Source organism: Alphaproteobacteria bacterium, assembly GCA_040220875.1.
GTDB lineage: Bacteria > Pseudomonadota > Alphaproteobacteria > JAVJVX01 > JAVJVX01 > JAVJVX01.
Window position 1 is genome coordinate 315,995 of the sequence record JAVJVX010000005.1, and the last position, 24,394, is coordinate 340,388.

Genomic DNA, 24,394 nt, shown 5'->3' on the forward strand with positions numbered 1-24,394 from the left:
TGCCGGTTAATGAATGTCGGCCCAGATGCGCCGCTTGACGGCATAAAGCAGCCCCGCCAGCACCAGCAGGAACAGCATCACCTTGATCCCCAAGGCCTTGCGCTCCTCCAGCTCGGGCTCTGCCGCCCAGGCCAGGAAGAGGGTCACATCGCGCGACATCTGTTCGACCGTCGCCTCGGTGCCGTCGCCATACTCCACGAGCCCTTCCATCAGGGGCGGAATCATGGCGATCTGCCGGCCCTCAAAATACGGGTTGTAGTAAGTGCCTTCCAGCAGGTCGAAACCCTCGGGCGCCTCCTCATATCCGGTCAGGAGGGCGTGGATATAATCGGCGCCATGGGCGCGCGCCTTGACCACCACGGAAAGATCCACCGGCAGCGCGCCGTTGTTCGCCGCACGGGCGGCCGCGTCATTGGGAAACGGACGGGCGAAGGGGTCCGACGGGCGCGCCGGGCGCGTGAACATCTCGCCATCCTCGTTCGGGCCGTCCTCGACTTCCCAGTTTGCCGCGATCGCCTTGATCTCGGCCTCGCTGTATCCGAGGTCAGCGAGATTCCGGTAGTGGAGATGCTCCAGCGCGTGACAGGCGGCGCAGACCTCGAGATAGACCTGCAGGCCACGCTGCGCCGAGGCGCGCTCGAAGGTGCCGAAAATCCCCTCGAAACTCCAGTCGTGATCGGCCGGTGTTTTCGCGTCTCCCGCCGCCTGGGCGCCGAAGCCCAGACCCGCCGCCATCGCGGCGCTCAGCGTCAGCGTTTTCAGAACGGATGTCAGGCCTTGCATTCTTTTCATTCTCCCGCTCCCTTCAGAACCGGCTCGCTGATGCTTTTCGGCAGGGGCCGCGGTTTCTCGAACATCCCGACAAGCGGGATGAGCACCAGCAGGTGAAGGAAGTAGTACGCCGTCGCGATCTGGCCGATGACGATGAAATACCCTTCGGGCGGATTGGCCCCGACCCAGCCGAGCACAATGCCATTGGCGAGGAACACCCAGTAAATCTGCTTGTAGATCGGCCGGAACCGGGCGCTGCGCACCTTGGAACGGTCAAGCCACGGCAGGAAGAAAAACACCAGAATGGCGGCGAACATGAGCACCACGCCGAGCAGCTTGTCCGGCACCGCACGCAGGATCGCGTAGAAGGGCAGGAAGTACCATTCCGGCACGATGTGGGCCGGCGTCACCAGCGGATCGGCCGGAATGTAGTTGTCGGGATGGCCCATGAAATTGGGCGCGAAGAAGACGAACCCGGCCCACACGATCAGCAGCAGGCTCAGCCCGTACATGTCCTTGACCGTATAATAGGGATGGAACGGGATCTTATCCTGTGGCCCGGTAGCGTCGATCCCCACGGGGTTGTTGGACCCGAAACGGTGCAACGCCCAGAGATGCAGGAAAACCACGCCGACGATGACGAAGGGAAGCAGGTAGTGAAGCGAGAAGAAGCGCTTGAGGGTCGGGTTGCCGACCGAAAAGCCGCCCCACAGCCAGGTCACGATGTCCTCGCCCACGAGCGGAATGGCTGAGAACAGGTTCGTAATGACCGTCGCACCCCAGAAGCTCATCTGGCCCCAGGGCAGGACGTAGCCCATGAAGGCGGTCGCCATCATCAGGAGGAAGATGATGAGCCCCAGCCACCACAGCACCTCGCGCGGCGTTTTGTAGGAGCCGTAATAGAGGCCGCGGAAGATGTGGATATAGACCACGATGAAGAAGATCGACGCGCCGTTCATATGGATGTAACGAAGCAGCCATCCGTAATTGACGTCGCGCATGATGCTCTCGACGCTGGCGAAGGCATGGTCCACATGGGGCGTGTATTGCATGGCCAGCACCACGCCCGTCGCGATCATGACGACGAGGACGATGCCGGCGAGAGAGCCGAAATTCCACCAGTAGTTCAGGTTCCGCGGGGTCGGATAGTCAACCAGGTGCTCCTGCACATAGCTGAACAGCGGCAGGCGGTCGTCGAACCACTGGACGGACTTGCTTTTCCATTTTGTAGCCATTTGCTCTGCCCCTACCCGATCCTGACCAGCGTGTCCTCAACGAAGCTGTAATCCGGCACCAGAAGATTTTTTGGCGCCGGCCCTTTGCGCACCCGCCCCGAGGTGTCGTAGTGAGAGCCGTGGCAGGGGCAGAACCAGCCGTTCCACTCCCCCTTGGGCTGGCCCGGCTTTTGGCCCAGCGGCACGCAGCCGAGGTGCGTGCAGATGCCGACCATGATGAGCCATTCGGGTTTTTTCACCCGAGCAGCGTCCGCTTCGGGGTCCGGCAGGTCGCTTTCCGCAACCGCCCGGGCTGCCTCGATTTCCCCGGCGGTCCGATGGCGGATGAAAACGGGCTTGCCGCGCCATTTCACAGTGATGGCCTGGCCCGGCTCGATTGCCGACAGGTCCAACTCGATGGAGGCCAGCGCCAGCACGTCAGCCGCCGGGTTCATCGAATCGACGAAAGGCCAGGCGACGGCTACGGCGCCCGCGACCCCGAAAGCGGTGGCGGTCAGCGTCAGAAAGTCCCGGCGGGTCTGGTCTTCTCCGCCCGGCGCGTCCCCGGCGGGATTGGCTTGGTCGGCCATGTGTCTTCCACCCCTTGTTACAGGTCAGCCACTCTGTTGTCGTCCCGGTCCCCGGCGCCCGGATACCATATGGAACCCTGGCCGCCGATCTGTGCGACACGCTGTCGCAACGCTCGGGGGCCGGGACTTCGTGCCTGACGGTTCTTCCCGGTTTCCCGACAGTTTCAGGCTGGCAACCCCCCGATTATCCTTCCCCGCCGCGCTTCGTCGCGACCGGGAAGTCGGGGGAGGGTATACTCGAAAGGCGCTCCCTTGCAAAGGCTTGAGGGAGAAGGAAACCGGCCCTAAAAGCGCCGGGCCGGGCGGCTCCGCCCGGCGGCGGGGATTCCCATGCGTCTTGCCCTTTTCGAACCGGACATACCCCAGAATGCGGGGGCGATGATGCGCCTCGGCGCCTGCCTCGGCGTGGGCGTCGACCTGATCGAGCCATGCGGCTTCGTGATCGGCAGCGCCGCCTTCCGTCGGGCGGGAATGGATTATCTCGACCACGTCGACTGGCGCCGCCATTCGAGCTGGGCGCATTTTCACGCCAATGCCTGCCGGCCGCCGGCCCGCCTCGTATTGCTGACAACGCAGGCGGAGACGGGCTATACCGATTTCCGGTTCCGCGAGACGGATATCCTGTTGCTGGGCCGCGAATCGGCCGGCGTGCCCGACCACGTGCATGAGCTGGCCGGAGCGCGTATATCCGTCCCGATGGCCCCGCATATGCGCTCGCTGAATGTCGCGACAGCCGCGGCCATGGTGCTGGGGGAAGCCCTGCGCCAGACTGGCGGGCTTAACAACTGGCGCTTTTGACACTAGAGACGAGAAATCCGATGCCCCCAGATACCGCCACCGGCGCATCTGCCGACGAGACGTCCAGAAAACAGGCGGCCCGCTGGTTCCGGGAATTGCGCGACATGATCTGCGCCGAGTTCGAGGCGATCGAGACGGAACTTTCGGGCACCTGCGCCGATCTCGCGCCGGGCCGGTTCGAACGGACCGCCTGGCAGCGGGCCAAGCCGGGCGAGCCGGACCAGGGGGGCGGCGAGATGTCGGTCATGCGCGGCCGGGTCTTCGAGAAGGTGGGTGTCAATTTTTCCGAGGTATACGGAGAATTCTCGCCCGACTTCGCCAAGGAGATACCGGGCGCCGATGAAGATCCGCGCTTCTGGGCCGCCGGGATCTCGCTCGTCGCCCATATGCGCTCGCCCAAGGTGCCGGCGGTGCACATGAACACGCGCCATATCATGACGACCAAAGGCTGGTTTGGCGGCGGGGCCGATCTGACGCCGATGGTCCCCGACGACGCCGACACGCGCGCGTTTCATGCCGCCCTCAAATCCGCCTGCGACCGGCACGGCGCGGATTACTACGACCGTTTCAAGGCCTGGTGCGACGAGTATTTCTTCCTGAAGCACCGCAACGAGCCGCGCGGCGTGGGCGGGATTTTTTACGATTACCTGGACTCGGCCGACAAGCCCGGGGGTGGCTTCGCGGCCGATCTCGCTTTTACCCGCGACGTCGGGCGGGCCTTTCTCGAGATTTACCCGAAACTGGTTCGCCGGCACATGAATGAAAGCTGGACCGACGCCGAGCGCGCCCACCAGCTCGAGCGCCGCGGGCGCTATGTGGAATTCAACCTTCTCTACGACCGGGGCACGAAATTCGGGCTGATGACGGGCGGCAATGTGGAAGCGATCCTGATGTCGCTGCCCCCCGAGGTCCGCTGGCCCTAGCCGCTGCCGGCCTCCGCCGCCAGTTCACGAAGCTTGCGCAGCGTCTTGCGTCGGCCGGGGCGCAGCCCCTGGCCCAGCCACCAGTCCTCGACCCTGGCCAGAAGACGCGAGACGTCGGGCCCCGGCCGGATGCCGAGTGCCAGCACATCGCGCCCCTGGACGGGAAGTGCCCGGCTTTTCCATCTGCGCGCCGCGTGCAGCGCGGCGCGATGGGCGCCCTCGACCGGCTGCTGGTCGCTGCCCGCCGCCAGCCGGGTGGCCCAGTCCATCAGCACCAGATCAACGAAGAGTGCCCGGCCGAGCCGGTAGAGGGCCGGGCGGAAATCGGTCTTGGGGTCATCGGGCGGAGTGAACACGGCGGGCGGCGCCAACAGGTTGATCAGCCGCGCGCGCTCGGCCCGGGAGAGGCGCAGCCGGGCGGCAATGTCCTGGGCGGTTTCGCCATCAGCCTCCAGAAGCGCCGCCAGGCGCCGCAGCCCGTCATGGACCCTGCCCTCACCCGCCCCCGCCTCGAGAACGTCGCGCGCTTCAGCAAGCTCGATCTGTTGCATGGCCGCAAGCCGGTCGAGGCGCGTCGCCTCGCCCAGCAGCGCATCGAGAACATGATTTTCCAGCATGAGTGCGAAGGCATCGGCCGGGTCCGGCGCTTCCAGCGTCTTCAGAAGCTCGACCCGCACCCGCTCGGCCGACAGCGCCGTCAGCTCGGGCGCGTAATGGCGGCAGGCCGCGAGTGTCTCGGCGTCGGGCGGCACGCGCCCGAAATGAGCGAAAAAACGGAAGAACCGCAGAAGACGCAAGCGGTCCTCCTCGATGCGCTGGCGCGCGTCGCCGACGAACCGCACATGACCGCGCCGGATATCCTCGCGCCCCTCGAAAGGATCGTACAATGTGCCGTCAGCGTCGGCATACATGGCGTTCATGGTGAAATCGCGGCGCGAGGCGTCGGCCAGCCAGTCATCGGTAAAGGCGACATCGGCATGGCGGCCGTAGGTCTCGACATCAACGCGCAGGGTCGTGATCTCGAATTGCCAGTGCTTCAGGACCGCGGTGACCGTCCCGTGCTTGAGTCCGATGGGCAGCGCCTGGATCCTGGCGCGCGACAGAAGCTCCATGACATCCTCGGGCCGCGCGTCGGTGGCGAGATCGATGTCCGCGACCTCGCGCCCGAGTATGGCGTCGCGCACGCAGCCCCCCACGAAACGCGCCACCGCGCCCTCGGCCGTCAGCGCCTTCAGGACTTTCTGGGTCGGGCGCGCCGACATGCGCCCGACGAGCTCGACCCGGCCTGACGGCTTCACGGCGCGCTCTCGGGCGGTGTCACATGGCCCGGCTCTATCCGGCCATCGCGAAAAGTCGGCGGATGATATTCGCCCTCGATCCCGCTGCCGCCAAGCAACGCCATCGCCCCCAGCGTCAAGGCCAGCAGCACGACGCCTGCCGTGGCGAGGAGCAGCCAGGGCGTCGGTACCATCTCGCGCGCCGCGTCCGCCTCCGGATCGGCCGCGAGGCGCCGGGCGCGCCGGTTCGCCCATATGAAGTAAATGACCGTGGGCAGCAGGAGCGGCACGAGATATGTGAGCAGAATACGGAGCATCGAAATGACATTCCCCATTTAATGGGAGGGGGCGCCTTGATCGGGATCAATCCCCGTTCAGCACCTCACTCAGATTGACCAGCATACCCGCCGTGGCCCCCCAGATGTACCGGTCTTCGAAAGGCAGCGCCCAGAAATGCCGCTCCACCCCATTGAAAATGGCGCTGTGGCGTTTGTGGTTGCGCGGGTCGGTCACGAAGGAGAGCGGCACCTCGAAAATATCCGCGACTTCGAGCGGGTCGGGCGTGAGGGCGACCGGCGGGGCGATCAGCCCCACGACGGGGGTGATCGAAAATCCGGTCCCCGTCTCATAGAGATCGAGCCGGCCGATCACTTCCACACCGGCGCGAGCCAGCCCCACCTCTTCTTCCGCCTCGCGCAGCGCCGCGTCCTCGGGCCGCGCGTCCGCCGCCCCGATGCGCCCGCCGGGGAAGCTGATCTGGCTCGCATGGTCCGGGAGGTGCGCTGCCCTCTGTGTCAGGAGAACCGTGATCTCGTCCTCATGGAGAATGATGGGCACCAGCACCGCCGCGTCGGTCATGACGACCGGCACCGTCCCGCGAAGCACCGGGTAGACGCCGTCGTCGGCGCGGACGCCCGCAGCCGGCCGTGACGGCCGGGCGGCGGGCACGCCGCGCACCGGGTCGAACGCGTGGGGCGAGGTGGTCGCGCCCCGCCGACGGCTCGGGCGGTAGTCTTCCAGTTTTTTGACCAGCCTGTCCTTCACCCGCACCGTTCCGCCCGATTGCCCCGCCGACGGGGTCCACGTCATCACAAAACCGCGGCCTTTGCCAGCGATCGCGCACCCGTGATCCGGCGCCGGGCACCGGCCCGCGTCAAATTGCCGCCCGGCCACGATCCATGATACAAGCGCGGAGAAAGCCCGCGTCGGAAAAGGCGAGAAATACCGTTTTCGATTCAGTGCCTTCCCGGCGCCCCGGCGGGAGCCGGCCGAGGGCAGCCGGCGTGCCCGCCGAAAGGCACTTTGTTGCCATGATTTCAAAAGATTTTTGCCATAAGGTGACGGCGAGCATGGCCGGCATCCGAAGCCGGCACCGGAATGCTTTCGCGACCGGCTATTTTTGCAAGGGAGCCGCCTTTTGACTGTTGCCGATTCCGCCACGCCGCCTGAGGAGGGCGAGCCTGGCCCGCGCGCCGATCTCGAGGCACTCGCGAGCCGCCTGATTGAAGTGCGCGAAAGCATCCGCGCCGTCATTTTCGGCCAGGATACTGTCGTGGACCAGACCCTGATTACGCTGCTGTCCGGCGGGCATGCCCTCCTGATCGGTGTCCCCGGGCTGGGCAAGACCCGCCTCGTCGAGACGCTGGGCTCCGTGTTCGGCCTCGAGACCAAGCGCGTGCAGTGCACGCCCGACCTCATGCCGGCCGATATCCTGGGCTCCGAGGTGCTCGAGGAGTCCGAGCACGGGCGGCGCTCGTTCCGGTTCATCGAGGGTCCCGTGTTCACCCAGCTCCTGATGGCGGACGAGATCAACCGCGCCAGTCCGCGCACGCAATCGGCGCTCCTGCAGGCGATGCAGGAGAAGCGCGTCTCCGTCGCCGGACACCCTCACATGCTGCCAAGCCCGTTTCACGTGCTGGCGACCCAGAACCCGCTTGAGCAGGAAGGCACATACCCCCTGCCGGAAGCGCAGCTCGACCGGTTCCTGCTTCAGGTCGACGTGACCTATCCCGATATCGCGGCTGAACGCCGGATGCTGGCGGCTACGACCGGCATGCGCGATGTGAGCGCGGCCGCGGCCATGACCCCGGACGAGCTGATCACAGCCCAGCAGTTCGTTCGCCGGCTGCCCGTGGGAGATTCGGTGGTTGACGCCATCCTCGCCCTTGTCCGGGCGGGCCGGCCCGACGATTCGGATCTCGATATCGTCCGCGACAACGTTTCCTGGGGGCCCGGCCCCCGTGCCAGCCAGGCGCTGATGCTCGCGACACGGGCGCGCGCCCTTCTTGAGGGGCGGCTCGCTCCATCGGTCGACGATGTGGTGGCGCTGGCGCGGCCCGTCCTGCGGCACCGGATGGCACTCAATTTCGCCGCCAGGGCCGAGGGCATCACGATCGAACAGATCATCGACCGGCAGTGCGAGCGACTCGTATAGCATGGCACGATCATTTCGGATCGGGCGGCCGGATGACGGGCCGGCCATGACGCGGTCGGAAAGGGGCCACTTCGGTCATGTCGCAGGCATTTGAGAGCCAGGCCCGGGCCGAACGAGTAGCGGCGAGGCTCCCCCCGCTCACCGTCGCGGCAGAGCGCCTGGCGACCGCGGTCGCACAGGGCATTCACGGCCGGCGCCGCGTCGGCCCCGGCACGACCTTCTGGCAGTTCCGCCCCTATGAACCGGGCGATCCGGTCCACCGGATCGACTGGCGGCGCTCCGCCAAGGCGGACCCGGTTTTCGTGCGTGAACGCGAATGGGAGGCGGCAGCGCGGGTCTGGCTCTGGCGGGACGCCTCCCCCTCCATGGTTTATCGCTCGCGCCGCGGGCTGCCGCTCAAGCGTGAGCGCGCCGAACTCCTGCTCCTCGCACTCGCATCCCTGCTGGTACGCGGCGAAGAGCAGGTCGGACTGCTTGGAACCGATGAAACCACGCTGGGCGGGGCGCCCGGGCTGGAGCGCCTGAGCCTCGCCCTTGCGGCCGAAAGATCCGGGACGATGGCCGGCGAGATGCCCCGGCCGCCGCATTTGCCGCGTTTCGCCCGCGTCATTCTTTTGGGCGATTTCCTCGGACCCACAGCCGAGATCGAGGCGGATCTCAAACGATATGCGGGCTGGAACGCGCAACTGCACCTGTTGCTGATCGTCGATCCGGCGGAGGAATCGCTGCCCTTTTCGGGCCGCATCCGTTTCGAGGGCCTCGAGGGGGAAGGCACCGTGCTGATCAATCGCGTCGATTCGGTGCGCGCGGCCTATATCGAACGCATGCGGACCCGCAGACTGTTCCTGGCCGAGACCGCCCGGCGCCTGGGGGGCACCTTCCACATCCACCGCACCGACTCCTCGCCGGAAGCCGCCCTGCTCGATTTGTACAGCGCCCTGTCGCTGCACCGGGACGGGTGAACGGCGCATGCTGACGCTCGGCCCCTTCGCCTTCCTTGCGCCTTGGGTGCTGGCCGCCCTGGCGCTTATTCCGGCCATCTGGTTTCTCGTGCGCGCGACACCGCCGGCCCCGCGCCACGTGTCCTTTCCGGCCGCCCGACTTTTGCGCGGCCTCAAGCGTGACGAACAGACCCCGGCGCGGTCGCCCTGGTGGCTGCTGGTATTTCGCGCGCTCGCGGCAGCCGTCCTGATTCTTGCCCTGGCCGGGCCGGTCCATACCCCCCAGACGCGGGTCGCCGAGGGCGGGACGTTGGTCCTGCTGGTCGATGACGGCTGGGCCGCCGGGCCGGTCTGGTCGGAAATCTCCGCCACGCTCAAGCAGCTCGTGGACCAGGCCCGGCGCGACGACCGTCCGGTCATGCTGGCCACCACCGCGCCCGAGCGCGACGGCCAGGTCCCTTCCCCCCGCCTGATGAGCGCGGAAGAAGCGCAATCGGCCGTTGCCGCGCTGGCGCCCAAGCCCTGGCCGGCAGACCGGCAGCGCGCCATCGCGGCCCTGAGCGAAGGCGCCTTCCCCGAGGGCGCGCGGATCGAGTGGCTGAGCGATGGACTCGCGACAGCGGCGGACGATACGGCCGCGCTCGTCGCCGCCCTCGACGCCCTGCCTCACAGCGGCGAGATCCGCCTGCGCGCGCCACGCCGGAAGAGCGCCGGCGAAGCGGGGACGGCCCATCTCCTGGTGCCGCCCGACTTGCGGGCCGAGGGCTTTACCCTCAGGGCCCGCCGCGCCCCGGCGCCCATGGCGGAACAGATTTTCGTTCAGGGGCTTGGCGCCTATGGCGAGGTGCTCTCCCGCACCCTGCTGAGCTTTGCGCCGGACATGGCCACCGCGGAAGCGGAGGTGACCCTGCCGGCCGAACTTCGCAACAAGCTGGTACGTTTTGAAATCGCCGGCGAGACGGGGGCGGGCGCCACAGTGCTGCTTGACGAACGATGGGCGCGGCGCACCGTGGGGCTGGTGCGGCCGGCGAATACGGCGGACGGCCCCAACCTGCTCGAGCCGCTGTTCTATCTGGAGACGGCCCTCGCGCCCTATGCCGACACGAAGCTGTCCGGGCTGAACGAACTTCTCGAAGACGCACCCTCGGTCATGGTCCTGGCGGATGCGAGCCTGCCCGGCCAGGAAGTCGCCCGGCGCATCGGCGCCTGGGTCGCGGGGGGCGGCGTCTTGCTGCGGTTTTCTGGGCCGCGCACCTCGGACGCAGAGGACGATCTCTTGCCCGTCGAGCTCCGAAGCGGCGGTCGCGCCCTTGGCGGCGTGATGTCTTGGTCCGACGCCATGGCCCTCGCGCCCTTCGACGACACAAGCCCGTTCTATGGCCTGACGGCGCCCGACGACGTGCGCGTGCGCCGGCAGGTCCTGGCCGAGCCCTCGCTGGATCTCGCAGGCAAGACCTGGGCGCGGCTCGAGGACGGCACGCCGCTCGTCACAGCCGAAGCCCGTGGCAGGGGTTGGATCATCCTGGTGCACACCACGGCCGATCCCGCCTGGTCGGATCTCGCCCTGTCTGGTGTTTTCGTCAACATGCTGCGCCGTGTCCTGGCGCTGGGCCAGGGCAAACCCGGTGAGGCGACGGCGGCGCTGGCGCCACTCGAGGTCATGGACGGTTTCGGCCGGCTGACCCAGGGGGCCGCACACGCCACGTCGATCGCCCCGCCCTTCGAGGATGCGACCGTGCGGCCCGGCCAGCCGCCCGGTTATTACGGTACGCCGGACTACCGGCGTGCGCTCAACCTCGGTCCCGCCATCGGCTCGCTCGCGCCTCTCGAGCCCAGAGAGGCCGGGCTCACACACGCGGGTTACGGGGGGGCGCATGAACGCGATCTGAAACCGCTACTTCTGAGTTTCGCGCTCGTCCTGCTGCTGATCGACACGGCGCTCGGCTTTTATCTGCGCGGCCTTGGACCGCGCCTCTGGTCGCTCGGACGGCCCGGCAGAGACAGCGCTGCCCTGGTCCTGCTGCCGCTCATTCTCTGGGCGGGCATGGCGACACCCCTGCCGGCTGCCGACATCTCGGCCAGGGAGGCAGCTAACACGACGCGTCTTGCCTATATCGGCACGGGCGATCCGGCACTCGACCAGCGCACTGCCGCCGGTCTCGCGGGGCTGACCCGTGCACTCAACGCCCGCACGGCCACGGAGCTGGCGGCGCCGGCCGCGCTGACGCTGGAAGACGATCTGATTTTCTACCCGCTTCTTTACTGGGTCGTGACCGCCGAGATGCCGGCGCTGACAACGCCCCAGCTCAATCGGATCCGGCAATATCTCCGGACCGGGGGCCTGATCCTGTTTGACACGCGCGAGGCGGCGCCGGACATGGCGGGCGGCGCGGACCGGCGCGTGGCCGAGCGCTTGCGCGCCCTGCTCCGCCGGCTCGATCTGCCGGCGCTCGTTGCCATTCCGGACGACCACGTCCTGCACCGGGCCTTCTACATCCTCGACGATTTTCCCGGGCGCTGGGCAGAGGGTCGCATCTGGGTCGAGGGCCAGGGCGATGCGGCGACCGACCATGTGACCTCCGTCGTCGTCGGCGGGCACGATTGGGCCGCCGCCTGGGCAATTTCGGACACAGGGCGCCCCCTGTATCCCGTCGTGCCGGGCGGCGAGCGCCAGCGCGAGATTGCCTACCGCTTCGGGGTCAACCTGATGATGCATGCGCTGACCGGCAACTACAAAGCCGATCAGGTTCATGTCCGCGCGTTGCTCGGCCGGATCGGGGAGTAAGCTGTGGAGACATTTTCGACCGGGCTGGATTTCGCGCCGCTCCTGCCATGGCCCTACTGGGCGACCCTCGCCGGGCTGGCCGTACTCATGGTGCTCGCCGGGATCGCCATCTCCGCGCGCGGCATCTGGTGGCGCGCCGGCGCACTGGGCGTGGTGATGCTGGTCCTCGCCAATCCGGGCATCGTGCACGAAAAAAGCGAGGCACTCTCCGATGTCGCGCTTGTCGTTCTCGACGAAAGCCCGAGCCAGGGACTGGAGGACCGCCGCGAAACGGCGGAAGCGGCCCTCAAAAACCTGGAGGCGCGGCTCGGCGCGCTTGAGGATCTGGAGGTTCGCGTGCGGCGCGTCGGCGGGCGCGGTGACAGCGAGACGCGGCTTTTCTCGGCGATCGAAAACGCGCTCATCGACGTGCCGGCCGACCGGGTGGCGGGAGTCGTGGCGATCACCGATGGCCAGGTACATGACGTACCCGCGATAACGGAAGGAGCAGCCGCGCTCGCCTATCCGGTCCATGTCCTCTTGACCGGCCGGCTTGACGCCGGCGACCGCCGGCTTGTCATCCAGAGCGTGCCGCGCTACGGCATCGTCGGTCGCACTCTTGAACTGACCGTGCGGATCGAAGACCCGGCAGGCGGACAGGCCCGGCCCGCACGGCTCATGCTGTCGGTCAATGGCGAGGCGGCTCTCGAGCGCCAGGTAATGACCGGCAAGGACGAGACACTCAGCTTTACGCTGGACCGGCCCGGCGAATCACTGGTGGAAATCGAGGTCGCGGCCGGTCCGACGGAGCTGACACTGCAGAACAACCGGGCGGCGCTCTTGGTCAACGGCGTGCGGGACCGGCTCAGGGTGCTGCTGGTATCGGGCGAGCCCCATGTGGGCGAGCGGGTCTGGCGCAACACCCTCAAGGCCGACCCGTCTGTGGACCTGATCCATTTCACGATCCTGCGGCCGCCCGAAAAGCAGGATGGCACTCCCGTTGCGGAGCTCGCCCTCATTCCGTTTCCGATTCGCGAGCTGTTCCAGGAACGGCTGAGCGAGTTCGATCTCATCATCTTCGATCGCTATCGCCAGCGCGGCCTGCTGCCCCGCCTCTACATTCACAACATCGTCGATTTCGTGGAGCAGGGCGGCGCGCTCCTGGTCGCCGCGGGGCCGAGTTTCGCTGGCGGGCTCAGCCTGGCGCGCACGCCCATCGGACGGATCCTGCCGGCCCAGCCCACGGGCCAGGTGATCGAACAAAGCTTTCGGCCAAAGCTGACCGAAACCGGAAAGCGCCACCCGGTCACGGCGAAACTTTCCGCCAATGAAGGACGCGACTGGGGCAACTGGTCGCGCCAGATCGCGGCCGAGGTCACGGGCGGACAGGTGTTGCTCGCAGGCGTCGAGGGGCGCCCCCTCCTCGTCCTCGACCGGCGCGGCGCGGGTCGGGTCGCCCAGGTCATGAGCGATCATGTCTGGCTTTGGGCCAAGGGGTTCGATGGCGGCGGGCCGCACGGCGAATTTCTCAAGCGCGTGGCCCACTGGCTGATGAAGGAACCAGAGCTCGAGGAGAATGCCTTGCGTGCCCGGGCCGAGGGCACGGGGGGCAATACGGAGCTCAGGATCGAGCGTCACACGCTGGCGCCGGCCGACACGCCCGTCACCGTTACGAGCCCGTCGGGCGAGACAACCGCCGTGCCGCTCGGTCAGCGCGAGAGCGGGGCGGAGACGGCACGGCTCAAGGTGACGGAAGCCGGATTGTACCGGCTGACCGATGGCGAGCGATCGGCCATTGCAGGTGTCGGCACGCTGAACGCCCGCGAATTTTCCGAAGTGAGTACGACGCGCCGCCACCTGGATCCCATCGCCGCGGCAACCGGCGGCGGGATATATGCGGTCGGACAGGACGCGCCTCCGCCGTCCGTCCGCCGCGTATCGGCGGGACGCGACCTGTCCGGGTCCGACTGGATCGGGCTCCGGGACAATCGCGGCCAGCGCATTCTCGGTGTGACCCGCGTGCCCCTCCTGCCGGTGTTTCTTGTCCTCGCCTTCGTCCTTGCCGGCCTTGCCGGCGCCTGGTGGCGCGAAAGCCGCTAGCGCCCGAGACCGAGACCGATCAGGCGGCGGCCGATTTCGCGGCCGTAAATTTCGTGACCCCGATAATCGAGATGCACGCCGTCGACATAAAGCGGGCCGTCGACCTCGGCCGTCTCTTCCGCCGCCTTCCGCATCGCCGGACGCATGTCGAGATACGGGAGGCCGGAATGCTTCATCGCCGTATCGGCGACGGGCGTCAGCCTGTACGCCTCGCCGGCGAGCTCCATTTCATAAGGACTGAGGACCAGCAGCACTGTCTTGCCCGCGGCCGTGGCCCGGCGAAGAACCCCGATGAGGTCGTTCATGCTTTCCCGTCCGACCGGAATATCGAACCGGTCGTCCCGATGGACGGCACCACGCAAGCCATTCATGATGTTGTAGCCGATATGGGTCGCAAGCTCCCACAGGGCCGGGAACGGCCCCGGCGGCGGGCGTGTCATCCAGGGGCCTCCCTGGAATGACGCCTCGGCCCGCTTCAAATCGCCCGGCAACACCACGGCCACGATCGCATCCGCGTCCGCAAAGCCGCCATAGCGCAAGCGCTTGACCATGTTGTCGACGCCATAGCCGTTGACCCCGGCATTGCCGCAAACAGCGTCCTCCCCCGTCTCGGACTCGATCAGGGTGCAGACGCGTTCGGGAAACGTACCACTATCGTCAATATTTGTTCCGCTCCAGGTGACGCTGTCGCCGACGAAAAGAATTTTCGTCCCCGCCGCCCCGCGCCAGGCCTCGGTGCTGCGCAGGCCCGATTCGTTGATTGTGATCCAGGCATCGCGCCGGCGCTGCATGCGCTGATCGGGCCGTGGCGCGTAGCGATAGGCCGCGTTGGTCTCGTAAAGCACCGGCTCGCCCAGCCCGATCTGGCGCAGGATCAGCTCGGCCAGGATCAGGGGGGAGACCAGCAGCGCCCCAAGGACCAGATAGAAGGCAAGCTTCTTCGCGATTTTTGTCATTGTCCCCTTTGTCATTGTCCCCTTTGTCACTGTCCCCATTGACCCCGCCGTCCGCACTCCCGGTTCCCGTTTCCCGGTTTTACCCGCTGCCGCGCGGGTACAGCGGCGCCGGACAATCTATCATCCGCGCTTCGCGCCACGCTAGGGACCGGATTTGGCGGGATTTTTCTGTTCCCGCCGCCGCCCGGCCGGAAAACCGGTCAGAGCGGGTTTTTTTGTCCGGGCCGGCCCCTATACTGATCTCCGTGGGCGGATCCCGGCGCGCGGCAACCCGGGCCCCGCGAGACAATTCCCGCGAAACCGGGCAGGAGGCAACAATGGGTTTGATGATCGACGGCGTCTGGCACAGCGGCGACCACCACGACACTGACAAGACGGGCGGCAAATTCGTGCGCCGCGACAGTGTCTTTCGCGACTGGGTGAAGGCGGACGGGTCGAGCGCGTTCGCGCCCGAGGCGGGCCGCTACCATCTTTACGTCGTGACGGGCTGCCCCTGGGCGCACCGCACCCTGATCGCGCGCCGCCTCAAGAAGCTCGAGGATGTGATCGGCGTGACCCGGCTGGTACCGGAAATGTCGGCCGACGGATGGTATTTTCCGGAACAGCCGGCAGATGGCTGGGAGCCTGATCCGTTTTACGGCGCCAAGGCGCTCTATCACCTCTACCTGCGCGCCGATCCGAAATGCAACGGCAAGGCCACGGTACCGATCCTCTGGGACCGAAAGACCGAAACCATCGTCAATAACGAATCGTCCGAGATCATGCGCATGCTCAACAGCGAGTTCGACACGTTTGGCGATGCGTCGATTGACCTTTATCCCAAGGCACTGCGCAAGGAGATCGATGAGATCAACGCCATCACCTATGACCGGATAAACAACGGCGTTTACAAATGCGGCTTTGCGACCACGCAGGAAGCCTACGAGGAGGCATTCAACCAATTGTTTGAGACGCTGGACGATCTCGAGGCGCGGCTCGGCCGGCAGCGCTACCTCGTCGGCAACCGGATCACCGAAGCGGACTGGCGGCTTTTTCCGACCCTGCTCAGGTTCGATTTTGCTTATTACGGCTACTTCAAGACCAATTTGCGCCGGATACTCGACTACCCCAACCTGATGAACTACCTGCGCGAGCTGTACCAGATGCCCGGCATCAGGGAGCTGGCACCGATCGAGGATTTCAAGCGCATGTACTACTCGCTTGACGGCGCCTGGTTCGGCAAGCCGGTGATCATTCCGCTCGGCCCCGAAAACCGGCTGGACGAGCCGCATGACCGCGATTCCGTGCCGCTCGCGGCCGAGTGACGGGACGCTTCACGCCAGATGACCGCCCCCGTCGACAGGACAACACGCGACCGCGCGCCCGAGGGCGCCTTTGTGCGCAGGGACTCGAAGATCCGCCATTGGGTGACACCTGACGGCGCTGGCGGCTTCAAGGCAGAGAAAGGCCGCTATCACCTGTATGTCGCGATGAACTGCCCCTGGGCCCACCGGGCGCTGATCATGCGCAGGCTGAAAGGGCTCGAGGATGTGATCGGCCTTTCCGTGACGCGCCCGCAGCGGACCGATCTGGGCTGGAGGTTTGGCGGGCCGTCGGGGGGTGGCGAAGCGGGCACGACGGAAGACCGGGTGAACGGGTTTACTCATCTGCGTGAGGCCTATCTGAAGGCCGATCCGGAGTATGCCGGGCGCTTTACCGTGCCGCTCCTTTGGGACACCCGGCAGCAGACGGCGGTCAACAACGAATCGTCCGAAATCATCCGCATGTTCAACGACGCCTTTCAGGCCCTCACCGACGTGGACGACGATTATTACCCCGAAGCGGAACGCGCCGAGATCGACCGGCTCAACGCCTATGTTTACGAAAACGTCAACAACGGCGTGTATCGGGCAGGATTCGCGACCTCGCAGGACGCCTATGAATCGGGCTACGGGGACGTGTTCGAGGCGCTCGACCTTCTCGACGCGCGGCTGGCCGATCAGCGCTATCTCGCCGGCAGCCGGCTGACCGAGGCGGATTGGCGGCTTTTCCCGACGCTCGTCAGGTTCGATGCCGCCTATCACGGCGCTTTCAAGTGCAACAAACGCCGGCTGATCGATTACGCCAATCTTTGGCCCTATACCCGCGAGCTTTACCAGGTCCCCGGCATGTCCGAGACCGTCAACCTGGCCCATATCAAGCTCGGCTATTGGCGCAAGGGCCCTCGAAATCCCTTCGGCACCATCCCCAAGGGCCCGGCCCTCGACTTCACCCTGCCCCATGACCGCCACCGCCTGCCCGCCCGGCCGGTCGCCCGGCTTTCGGCGCGGCGGGGCACAGCCCTCGAGTCCCGGTAACAGAACCCATGAACAGATTCCCGAGCATCTTCGTGAGCCACGGCTCGCCCGCCTTCATTCTGGAAAAAGGCCCCGGCTATGATTTTCTTGCCGGCTTCGGCAAGACACTCGGCCGCCCCCGCGCGGTGATCTGCATCTCGGCCCATTGGGACACGTATCGCCCGGCCGTGAGCGGCGCCGAGCACCCGGCGACGATCTACGATTTCTACGGCTTCCCCCGGGCGCTTTACGAGATCCGTTACGAGCCGCCCGGCGCGCCGGAACTCGCTATCGAGATCGCGGGCGCCCTCGCCGCCGCCGGCATGTCCTGCGATGTGGACCCGCAGCGCGGTCTCGATCACGGCGCCTGGACGCCCCTCGTTCTGATGTACCCCGAAGCCGATATTCCCTGCCTGCAACTCTCGGTCTCGAGTCCGCTCGGCCCCGATCACCATATTGCGCTCGGCCGCGCCCTCGCCCGGTTTCGCGACGATGGCATCCTGATCCTTGGCAGCGGAACCGCGACCCACAATCTGCGCGAGTTCGGCCTCTATCCGCCGGATTCGCCGCCGCCCGATTATGTTGCCGATTTCGCGGCCTGGCTGGAAGACAGGGTGCAGGCCGGCGACCTGGAGGCGGTCGCCCATTTTCGCCGCCATGGGCCGGCGGCCGATCGCAACCACCCGTCGGACGAGCATTTCCTGCCGCTCGTCGTCGCCATGGCCGCTGGCGCATCACCGAAGGGCCGCACGCTCCACAATTCGTTTAGCTGGGGCATGATGAACCTGGCGTCGTTCGCCTTCGACTGAGGCAGGCACATCATCGGGCGGCATCGGGCGGCGCTACTGCGCCGCCTCTGCCACCGGATCGATTTCTTCCCTCAGGACCGGCATGATCTCGCGGGCGAACAGTTCCTGATTGCGGATCGCCTGCCAACGCGGCATGCCGCCGTAATGCGGGATCAGTACGAGTTCCTGGAATCGGAAACGGTCGTAGAGATCGAGAAATTTTTCCGTCACCGTCCGCGGGGTGCCGACATAAACGATGTCGTTCTCGACCAGCTCCTCAAAGGACAGCTTGGCGAGATTGGGGAAATCATCCTCGGCATAGAATGCGTAGCCCGCGTTGCGCAGCCGCTCCTTTTCCGCTTCGGTCTCGCGCTTGAGGCGCTCGAAGGGGGAGACATTGAAGGCGATGAAATTGAGTGCCCATTCCCGCGCTTCGCGCATGGCGGTCGCTTCGTCCTCCGCCAAAAATACGGCCTTGCCATAACCCAGATGGGGCCTCGTGCCGAATTCGGCGCAGGCGCTGAGATAGGTATCGGCCGCTTCCTGAAAGACGAAATCCGGTGCCGGGCCGCCAATATTCGTGCCCCAGCCGCGCTCGGCCGCCAGTCGGAACCATTTGCTGCTGGTTCCGACAATGAAGATGGGCGGGTGCGGTTTCTGATAGGGCCGCGGCACGATCGAGAGGTCCTTGCAGGTGTAATACTCGCCCTCGAAGCTGAAGCGCTCGTTGGTCCAGCCGCGCAGCAAGATCTCGAGACCCTCCTGAAAGCGCGGGACGCTCTCCTCCATCACGATATTGGCGTCCTCGCACAGCCAGGCATGGCCACGCCCGACACCCACCTCGATCCGGCCTCGCGTCAGAATATCCGCTTGCGCGATCTCGCCTGCCAGAACCATCGGGTTGTGCAGCGGCAGGGTGTGGCACAGACAACGGAATCGCAGACGGCGAGTTTTCTCGGCAAGCGTGCAGAAGAGTGCGAGAGGCGCGGCGTTGAGCGCGAATCTTTCATGAAACGGATGTTCGAGAATGGTGAATGTGTCAAACCCGATCTGGTCGGCATGCACGCCCAGGGCGACAATATCGTGGATCAGCCGTGCATGGTCGGCGCCCGGCGGCGACTGAATCTCGACATAAGTGGCAAATTCAAGCCCCCGCCCCGGTGTCGCCTCGGCCATGGTCATGTTTCGCTCCCCGTCTGCGTGTTGACCGGGATCAACTATGTCCAATTTGGCCGGGCGGCGCAATTGAGCCGCAGGACACCCGGAACGGAGCCGGGAATTGGATTCAGGCCCCTAATCGGGTATCGATGGCCGGGCAGCCTTTTTGTCCCGAGCCTTTCCGGAGGATATTCATGACCGCTCAGAAAAACCGCCAGCTACTGTTGAAATCACGCCCCGAGGGGATGATCGACGAATCGAATTTCGAGGTGGTTGAGAGCCCTGTGCCGGTCATCGGCGACGGCGAATTGCTGGTGAAGGTCCATTATGTCTCGATCGACCCGGGCATGCGGGGTTGGCTTCGCCCGCACCGGACCTATGTCGATCCGGTGCCGCTCGGTGACGTGATGCGCGCCCTGTCCCTGGGCCAGGTGATCGAAAGCCGGCGCGCCGGCTTTGAGGCCGGGGAATTCGTCGTTGGCTGGCTCGGCATTCAGGATTACGCGGTGACACGCGGGGAGGGGCTGCACAAGGCCAACCCGGCCCTCGCGCCGCTGCCGGCCTGGCTCAATGCGCTGGGCATGCCGGGGCTGACTGCCTATTTCGGCCTGCTCAAGATCGGCGCGGCGCGGCCGGGCGACACGGTGCTGATCTCGGCGGCCGCCGGCGCGGTCGGCTCTCTCGTGGGCCAGATTGGCCAGCTTATGGATTGCCGTACCATCGGTCTCGCGGGCTCAGCCGAAAAATGCGCCTGGCTGACGGACGAGCTTGGCTTCGATGCCGCCATCAATTATCGCGAGTCAAAGGATCTCGCGGCCGATATCAAGGGCGCAGCGCCGGACGGGGTCGATATTTATTACGATAACGTCGGCGGCGAGATTCTGGACGCGGCGCTGATGACCCTCAACCAGGGGGCCCGCGTCGTCGTGTGCGGCATGATTTCGCAATATAATAATACCGGCCCCGGCTACGGCGTGCGCAACACCCTCTCGCTGCTGCGCAATCGTGCGCGCATGGAGGGGTTTATCGTTTTTGACTTCAAGGACCAGTTTCACGAGGCCTATCCGCGCCTCGGCCGATGGGTGCGCGCGGGCAAGCTGCATCATCGCGAGGATCTGACCCGAGGAATCGAAAACGCGGCCGCTGCCATGAAGCGCATGTTCACGGGCGAGAACTTCGGCAAATCCGTCCTGGAAATTTCCCCGCCCGCGCTCTAGGGCTCGATCAGCCAGTCGCCGAAAAGCAGAACCGGAAGTGCCCCCGCGACCAGGGGAACGAGCCGGCGCATCTCGCCCGGTCGCGCCAGGGCGGGGACGAAGCTCGGCCGGTTCTTCAGCCGGGCGTAGTACGCATCGAGCGCGGTGAGGCCGGCACCGTTCTTCCCGTCCCGCCAGAAACGCCCCCGCTTGACGCTGTCGAGATGAAACAGGCCGACCGTCCAGAGGAGGTCGGCGGCCGAATATTCATCGCCCGCAACGAACCGGCGGCCATCCCGGGCGAGATGCGCGTCAAGCGCCCGCAGATCATCCCGCAGCTTCTCAAACCCGGCCGCTGCGGCCGTGGCGCGGGCGCTGTCGCTCCCGTCCCCGGCCAGCTCGGCCAGCCGCCGGGCATAGGCGTCGCGCAGGACCGGGGCATCACGCATCATCCGCCCCAGCTTGATGCGCCGCAACTGGCGAAAGCGGCGCATGACAAGCCGTCTTGCCGGGGAAGCCAGTTGCCAGGCGACGCCCTCCCAGTCAGTCGCCTCGAAGCGCCGGATCCACTCTTCCCGGTCCGTCGATTCAGTCTTCGGAAAAAGCGGCGGCTCGGGCGCGCGGCGATCGAGATATCGGAGAATGCGAACAATGTCGCGCACGATCTCGCCCCCATCCACCAGCGTCGGCACCACGGCCCGGCTGTTGAGCCGCACGTAGCCCGGCTCGAGATGGTCCAACGCCAGCAGGTTAAGGGGCCTGGCCTCGTATTCGAGCCCCTTTTCCCGGAGCGCGAGACGCGCCACACCCGAATTCAGCGACGGGGAAAATTCGTAAAGGGTGAGAGTCATCCGGCTCCGGCGCCTCGGTGCGCTGCCTGGCGGGCCTGATCACGCCGCCCGCAACAATTGGCTGGGGCGGCAGGATTCGAACCTGCGATCACGGGATCAAAACCCGATGCCTTACCGCTTGGCTACGCCCCAACGGGGATCGGGCGCCACATTACGCAGAACTGCCGCCTGCCGCAACGTGCAGGCAGCATCAAATTCGGAGCCGGTCACCGTGTCTTTTCGAGGTGTCCGAGATACCAGTCATAGGCGGCACCCAGCCCTGACTCGAGCCCCGTCCGGGGCGTCCAGCCAAGCCCCCTGATGCGGGCGACATCGAGCAGCTTGCGCGGCGCGCCATCCGGTTTGGAGCGATCGAAGGTAAACTCTCCCTCATAGCCGACGACGACCGCGATGGTCCGTGCCAGTTCGGCGATCGAGATGTCCTGCCCGGTACCCACATTGATATGTGGCTCATCCGTATATCGGGTCATCAGCTGCACCAGCGCATCGGCCAGGTCATCGACGTATAGAAATTCCCGCCTCGGTGTCCCGCTGCCCCAAATCGTGACGCTGGGCGCATTTTTCAGCTTCGCCTCGTGAATGCGGCGCATGAGGCCGGGAATGACGTGACTGCCTTCGGGGTCGAAATTGTCCCCGGGCCCGTACAGATTGGTCGGCATCGCCGAGATGAAATCGCAGCCATGCTGGCGCCGATAGGCCTGGCACAGCATGATCCCCGAGATTTTCGCGATCGCGTACCATTGGTTGGTGGGCTCGAGCGGTCCGGTCAGGAGCGCATCCTCCGCCATGGGCTGGGGGGCGAGGCGCGGATAGATGCAACTGCTTCCCAGAAAGAGGAGCTTTTCGACACCCGTTTCGAAGGCGGCGTGAATGACATTCGCCTCGATGGCCAGGTTGTCATACAGAAAATCGGCCGGCCGCGAGTCGTTGGCGAGAATGCCGCCCACAGTCGCCGCCGTGAGGAAAACCGCCTCCGGCTTCTCGGCCCGCATCCATGCCTCAACTTCGGCCTGCCGGCGCAAATCCACCGTCTCACGGCCGACGGTGGCGATTTCGCAGTCTTCCTGCGCGAGGCGCCGGCAGACGGCACTGCCCACCATGCCACGATGGCCGGCCACCCAGATTTTCTTTCCACTCAGGGGATAGGGAACGGCTGCCATGGCTGGATCCACCCCGGCCTACTGGCCTTCGCGATTTTGGCGCTTCTTCTCCTGCGCGACGACCTCGAGATCCGAGGCCACCATCTCAGCCACAAGTTCCGCAAAGGGCGTCGTGTGCTGCCAACCGAGCACCTGGCGGGCCTTCGCCGGATCGCCCAGCAGCAGTTCCACTTCGGTCGGGCGAAAATAGCGCGGATCGATCCGGACCAGCACCTCTCCCGTCTCGGCGTCGCGGCCGGTTTCGTCCACGCCCTTTCCCTGCCATTCGATATGCCGGCCGGTCTCGGCGAAGGCCAGTTCGACGAATTCGCGAACCGAATGTTTTTCGCCCGTCGCCAGAACGTAATCGTCGGGTACGTCCTGTTGCAGCATCAGCCACATGCCTGCCACGAAGTCGCGCGCATGGCCCCAGTCGCGTTCGGCGTCCAGATTGCCGAGATAAAGCACGTCCTGCAGACCGAGCCTGATGGCCGCGACCGCGCGCGTGATCTTGCGGGTGACGAAAGTTTCGCCGCGCGTCGGTCCCTCGTGATTGAAAAGTATCCCGTTCGAGGCGTGAAAGCCGTAGGCCTCGCGGTAATTCACGGTGATCCAGTAGGCGTAAAGCTTCGCCGCGCCATAGGGGCTGCGGGGATAGAAAGGCGTTTTTTCGGTCTGCGGCACCTCCGCGACCTTGCCGAACATCTCCGAGGTCGAGGCCTGGTAGAACCGGACACTGTCCTTCATGTCGAGGATCCGAATCGCCTCGAGCAGACGGAGCGTCCCGAGCGCATCGGCATTGGCCGTGTATTCAGGAGTCTCGAAGCTCACCTGCACATGACTCTGGGCGGCCAGGTTGTAAATTTCCCCGGGCCGGGTTTCCTGAATGAGCCGGATCAGATTGGTGGCATCGGTCAGATCGCCGTAATGCATGAAAAAGCGCGTCGGCCGCTCATGGGGGTCGTGATAGAGATGGTCGACCCGGGCGCTGTTGAAGGAGGAGGAGCGGCGCTTTACGCCGTGAACCTCGTAGCCCTTGGCGAGCAGCAGTTCCGCCAGCAAGGCGCCGTCCTGCCCGGTCACGCCGGTAATGAGTGCGATTTTGTCTGTCATTCCCGCCCGCAGATATACCCCGTTAATGGCCGCAAACCGCCGCTGACCCGGCCGTTTGGCCGACAGCCCGCGCACGCTACCCGATCCCTTGCCCCATTGCATCCCGTTTCCCCGCCCGACAAAGGCGGCATGCCAGGGAAAGGAATATCCGCCTGCCGGGCAAAACTCTGACAAAAGGGGCTTTATTCCGGCATGAAAAACAATGTTAACTGCGCTGAACAGTGGTCGGCAGGCGGGTATGACTACTGAGCAAGAGAATTTACCGGCGCCATACCGGACTTTGGCGAGGTGGCCGGCCGGCCCGCCGCCAAAAAACGCGCGCGCAATGTAACGAATTGAAGAAACGGTGCGAATAGCAACTCAGTAGAACCGACTGGAGGCGTTCGCGGAAAAGTATGACCGGAGGTTACAAGAAACCGGGTCGGGACACGACCCACCGCCACGTTCCCTGGAGCGTCAAGGGCGTCCTCCCCGAAGCCCGCGAAGCGGCCAAGCTGGCTGCGCGCAAGGCCGGGGCGCCGCTCGGCGCGTGGCTGTCCCAGACGATCCTTTCCACCGCCGCAGTTCAGCTCAAGCGCGACGCGCCGCCGGCGAGCCAGGCGGGCGGCATGACCCCGCCCTACGGTCAGTCCGACCCTCATCAGGGGCCGAACCAGTGGGCGGGCCAATGGAGTGGCCAGTACGAGCCGGGATATTATGCGCGAGGCGAGAGCCCGCCGCAGACGCCCCAACCGCCCCAACCGCCCCAGCCGCCGGCGCCGCTGCCGGCAGCCCTCGCAGAGAGCATCCAGCGCCTGGTCCAGCGCATCGACGAGACCGAAGTCCGGACAGCCGAAGCAATCGAGCCGATCGCGGAAAAAGTGAATGAGTTGAGTCAGCGTCTCGAGGCAAGCAAGGCGTCGGGAAGCCCCAACCCGGGTCTGGAGCGGGCGGTCACGCGCCTCGCCGAACGGCTTCAGAAACTGGAAGAAGGGGAGGACGGCCCGGTGGAGAGCAAGAACTCTCAGGGCGAGTCGGGCCGCGGCCTGTTCGGCCGTCGCCGGAGGCGCTGACGCCGGCATCGTCC

Annotated in this window: 22 protein-coding genes and 1 tRNA gene; 11 read left to right on the top strand and 12 right to left on the bottom strand. The window is 65.8% G+C overall.

The annotated features are described in order from the left end of the window. Window positions 1-6: 6 nt before the first annotated feature. Genes RLQ26_03770 through petA form a run of 3 tightly spaced genes read right to left on the bottom strand, consistent with a single transcriptional unit; the run spans window position 7 to window position 2,575 of the window. The gene (locus tag RLQ26_03770) at window positions 7-792 is read right to left on the bottom strand and encodes a cytochrome c1 (protein ID MEQ9087839.1); all 786 of its coding nucleotides are present in this window, start codon (window positions 790-792) and stop codon (window positions 7-9) included. Further along, complete coding sequence (locus RLQ26_03775; GenBank protein ID MEQ9087840.1) at window positions 789-2,006, bottom strand: cytochrome b N-terminal domain-containing protein; 1,218 nt, start codon at window positions 2,004-2,006, stop codon at window positions 789-791. The genes RLQ26_03770 and RLQ26_03775 overlap by 4 nt, the downstream gene beginning before the upstream one ends. Window positions 2,007-2,017: 11 nt before the next feature. Continuing rightward, window positions 2,018-2,575 (bottom strand): ubiquinol-cytochrome c reductase iron-sulfur subunit, encoded by a 558-nt coding sequence (gene petA, locus RLQ26_03780; protein ID MEQ9087841.1) that lies wholly within the window; start codon window positions 2,573-2,575, stop codon window positions 2,018-2,020. Window positions 2,576-2,905: 330 nt separating this feature from the next. Here petA and RLQ26_03785 point away from each other — a divergent pair, with 330 nt between their 5' ends. Beyond that, the gene (locus RLQ26_03785) at window positions 2,906-3,373 is read left to right on the top strand and encodes a tRNA (cytidine(34)-2'-O)-methyltransferase (protein ID MEQ9087842.1); all 468 of its coding nucleotides are present in this window, start codon (window positions 2,906-2,908) and stop codon (window positions 3,371-3,373) included. Window positions 3,374-3,393: 20 nt separating this feature from the next. Then, window positions 3,394-4,296 (top strand): oxygen-dependent coproporphyrinogen oxidase, encoded by a 903-nt coding sequence (gene hemF, locus RLQ26_03790; GenBank protein MEQ9087843.1) that lies wholly within the window; start codon window positions 3,394-3,396, stop codon window positions 4,294-4,296. Here hemF and RLQ26_03795 read toward each other — a convergent pair. From RLQ26_03795 to RLQ26_03805, 3 genes are read right to left on the bottom strand one after another with little or no spacing between them, the layout of a single operon-like run. After that, the gene (locus RLQ26_03795) at window positions 4,293-5,594 is read right to left on the bottom strand and encodes a CCA tRNA nucleotidyltransferase (protein MEQ9087844.1); all 1,302 of its coding nucleotides are present in this window, start codon (window positions 5,592-5,594) and stop codon (window positions 4,293-4,295) included. The two genes, hemF and RLQ26_03795, sit on opposite strands and share 4 nt — an antisense overlap. Further along, on the bottom strand, window positions 5,591-5,890 hold the full coding sequence (locus RLQ26_03800; protein ID MEQ9087845.1) for a hypothetical protein: 300 nt from the start codon (window positions 5,888-5,890) through the stop codon (window positions 5,591-5,593). Before RLQ26_03800 ends, RLQ26_03795 begins: the two co-directional genes overlap by 4 nt. A gap of 46 nt (window positions 5,891-5,936) precedes the next feature. Then, on the bottom strand, window positions 5,937-6,662 hold the full coding sequence (locus RLQ26_03805) for a CoA pyrophosphatase (GenBank protein ID MEQ9087846.1): 726 nt from the start codon (window positions 6,660-6,662) through the stop codon (window positions 5,937-5,939). Window positions 6,663-6,990: 328 nt separating this feature from the next. On the opposite strand from RLQ26_03805, the gene RLQ26_03810 reads away from it, so the two are divergent. The 4 genes from RLQ26_03810 (at window position 6,991) to RLQ26_03825 (ending at window position 13,812) form a co-directional block, all read left to right on the top strand. Then, window positions 6,991-8,007: a MoxR family ATPase gene (locus RLQ26_03810; protein MEQ9087847.1), complete on the top strand. Its 1,017-nt coding sequence runs from the start codon at window positions 6,991-6,993 to the stop codon at window positions 8,005-8,007. A gap of 77 nt (window positions 8,008-8,084) precedes the next feature. Further along, complete coding sequence (locus tag RLQ26_03815; protein ID MEQ9087848.1) at window positions 8,085-8,969, top strand: DUF58 domain-containing protein; 885 nt, start codon at window positions 8,085-8,087, stop codon at window positions 8,967-8,969. 7 nt (window positions 8,970-8,976) lie between these two features. Further along, window positions 8,977-11,733: a DUF4159 domain-containing protein gene (locus tag RLQ26_03820; GenBank protein ID MEQ9087849.1), complete on the top strand. Its 2,757-nt coding sequence runs from the start codon at window positions 8,977-8,979 to the stop codon at window positions 11,731-11,733. A gap of 3 nt (window positions 11,734-11,736) precedes the next feature. Then, window positions 11,737-13,812 (top strand): hypothetical protein, encoded by a 2,076-nt coding sequence (locus tag RLQ26_03825; GenBank protein MEQ9087850.1) that lies wholly within the window; start codon window positions 11,737-11,739, stop codon window positions 13,810-13,812. Here RLQ26_03825 and RLQ26_03830 read toward each other — a convergent pair. Continuing rightward, window positions 13,809-14,768, bottom strand: coding sequence for an SGNH/GDSL hydrolase family protein (locus RLQ26_03830; protein ID MEQ9087851.1), 960 nt, complete (start codon window positions 14,766-14,768; stop codon window positions 13,809-13,811). The genes RLQ26_03825 and RLQ26_03830 overlap by 4 nt on opposite strands. A gap of 317 nt (window positions 14,769-15,085) precedes the next feature. On the opposite strand from RLQ26_03830, the gene RLQ26_03835 reads away from it, so the two are divergent. Genes RLQ26_03835 through RLQ26_03845 form a run of 3 tightly spaced genes read left to right on the top strand, consistent with a single transcriptional unit; the run spans window position 15,086 to window position 17,892 of the window. Continuing rightward, entirely contained in the window at window positions 15,086-16,072 is a 987-nt protein-coding gene (locus RLQ26_03835) for a glutathione S-transferase family protein (GenBank protein MEQ9087852.1), read from the top strand. A gap of 18 nt (window positions 16,073-16,090) precedes the next feature. Next, complete coding sequence (locus tag RLQ26_03840; protein MEQ9087853.1) at window positions 16,091-17,104, top strand: glutathione S-transferase family protein; 1,014 nt, start codon at window positions 16,091-16,093, stop codon at window positions 17,102-17,104. 8 nt (window positions 17,105-17,112) lie between these two features. Then, window positions 17,113-17,892 (top strand): class III extradiol ring-cleavage dioxygenase, encoded by a 780-nt coding sequence (locus tag RLQ26_03845; protein ID MEQ9087854.1) that lies wholly within the window; start codon window positions 17,113-17,115, stop codon window positions 17,890-17,892. Between the two features lie 33 nt (window positions 17,893-17,925). Here the strand turns inward: RLQ26_03845 and RLQ26_03850 are convergent, their stop codons facing one another. Then, window positions 17,926-19,053: an LLM class flavin-dependent oxidoreductase gene (locus tag RLQ26_03850; protein MEQ9087855.1), complete on the bottom strand. Its 1,128-nt coding sequence runs from the start codon at window positions 19,051-19,053 to the stop codon at window positions 17,926-17,928. 170 nt (window positions 19,054-19,223) lie between these two features. On the opposite strand from RLQ26_03850, the gene RLQ26_03855 reads away from it, so the two are divergent. Continuing rightward, window positions 19,224-20,246 (top strand): NADP-dependent oxidoreductase, encoded by a 1,023-nt coding sequence (locus RLQ26_03855; GenBank protein ID MEQ9087856.1) that lies wholly within the window; start codon window positions 19,224-19,226, stop codon window positions 20,244-20,246. Here the strand turns inward: RLQ26_03855 and RLQ26_03860 are convergent. The 4 genes from RLQ26_03860 to gmd form a co-directional block, all read right to left on the bottom strand. Then, window positions 20,243-21,076 carry a glutathione S-transferase family protein gene (locus RLQ26_03860; GenBank protein ID MEQ9087857.1) on the bottom strand — a complete coding sequence of 278 codons (834 nt, stop codon included), beginning with the start codon at window positions 21,074-21,076 and terminating at the stop codon, window positions 20,243-20,245. The genes RLQ26_03855 and RLQ26_03860 overlap by 4 nt on opposite strands. A gap of 58 nt (window positions 21,077-21,134) precedes the next feature. After that, window positions 21,135-21,208 (bottom strand) — tRNA-Gln (locus RLQ26_03865). A 74-nt stretch (window positions 21,209-21,282) separates the two neighbouring features. Next, window positions 21,283-22,236, bottom strand: coding sequence for a GDP-L-fucose synthase (locus tag RLQ26_03870; GenBank protein MEQ9087858.1), 954 nt, complete (start codon window positions 22,234-22,236; stop codon window positions 21,283-21,285). A gap of 18 nt (window positions 22,237-22,254) precedes the next feature. After that, window positions 22,255-23,328 carry a GDP-mannose 4,6-dehydratase gene (gene gmd / locus RLQ26_03875; GenBank protein ID MEQ9087859.1) on the bottom strand — a complete coding sequence of 358 codons (1,074 nt, stop codon included), beginning with the start codon at window positions 23,326-23,328 and terminating at the stop codon, window positions 22,255-22,257. A gap of 395 nt (window positions 23,329-23,723) precedes the next feature. On the opposite strand from gmd, the gene RLQ26_03880 reads away from it, so the two are divergent. Then, a complete protein-coding gene (locus RLQ26_03880; GenBank protein ID MEQ9087860.1) occupies window positions 23,724-24,380 on the top strand; it encodes a hypothetical protein in 657 nt (218 codons plus the stop codon). Window positions 24,381-24,394: the final 14 nt, after the last annotated feature.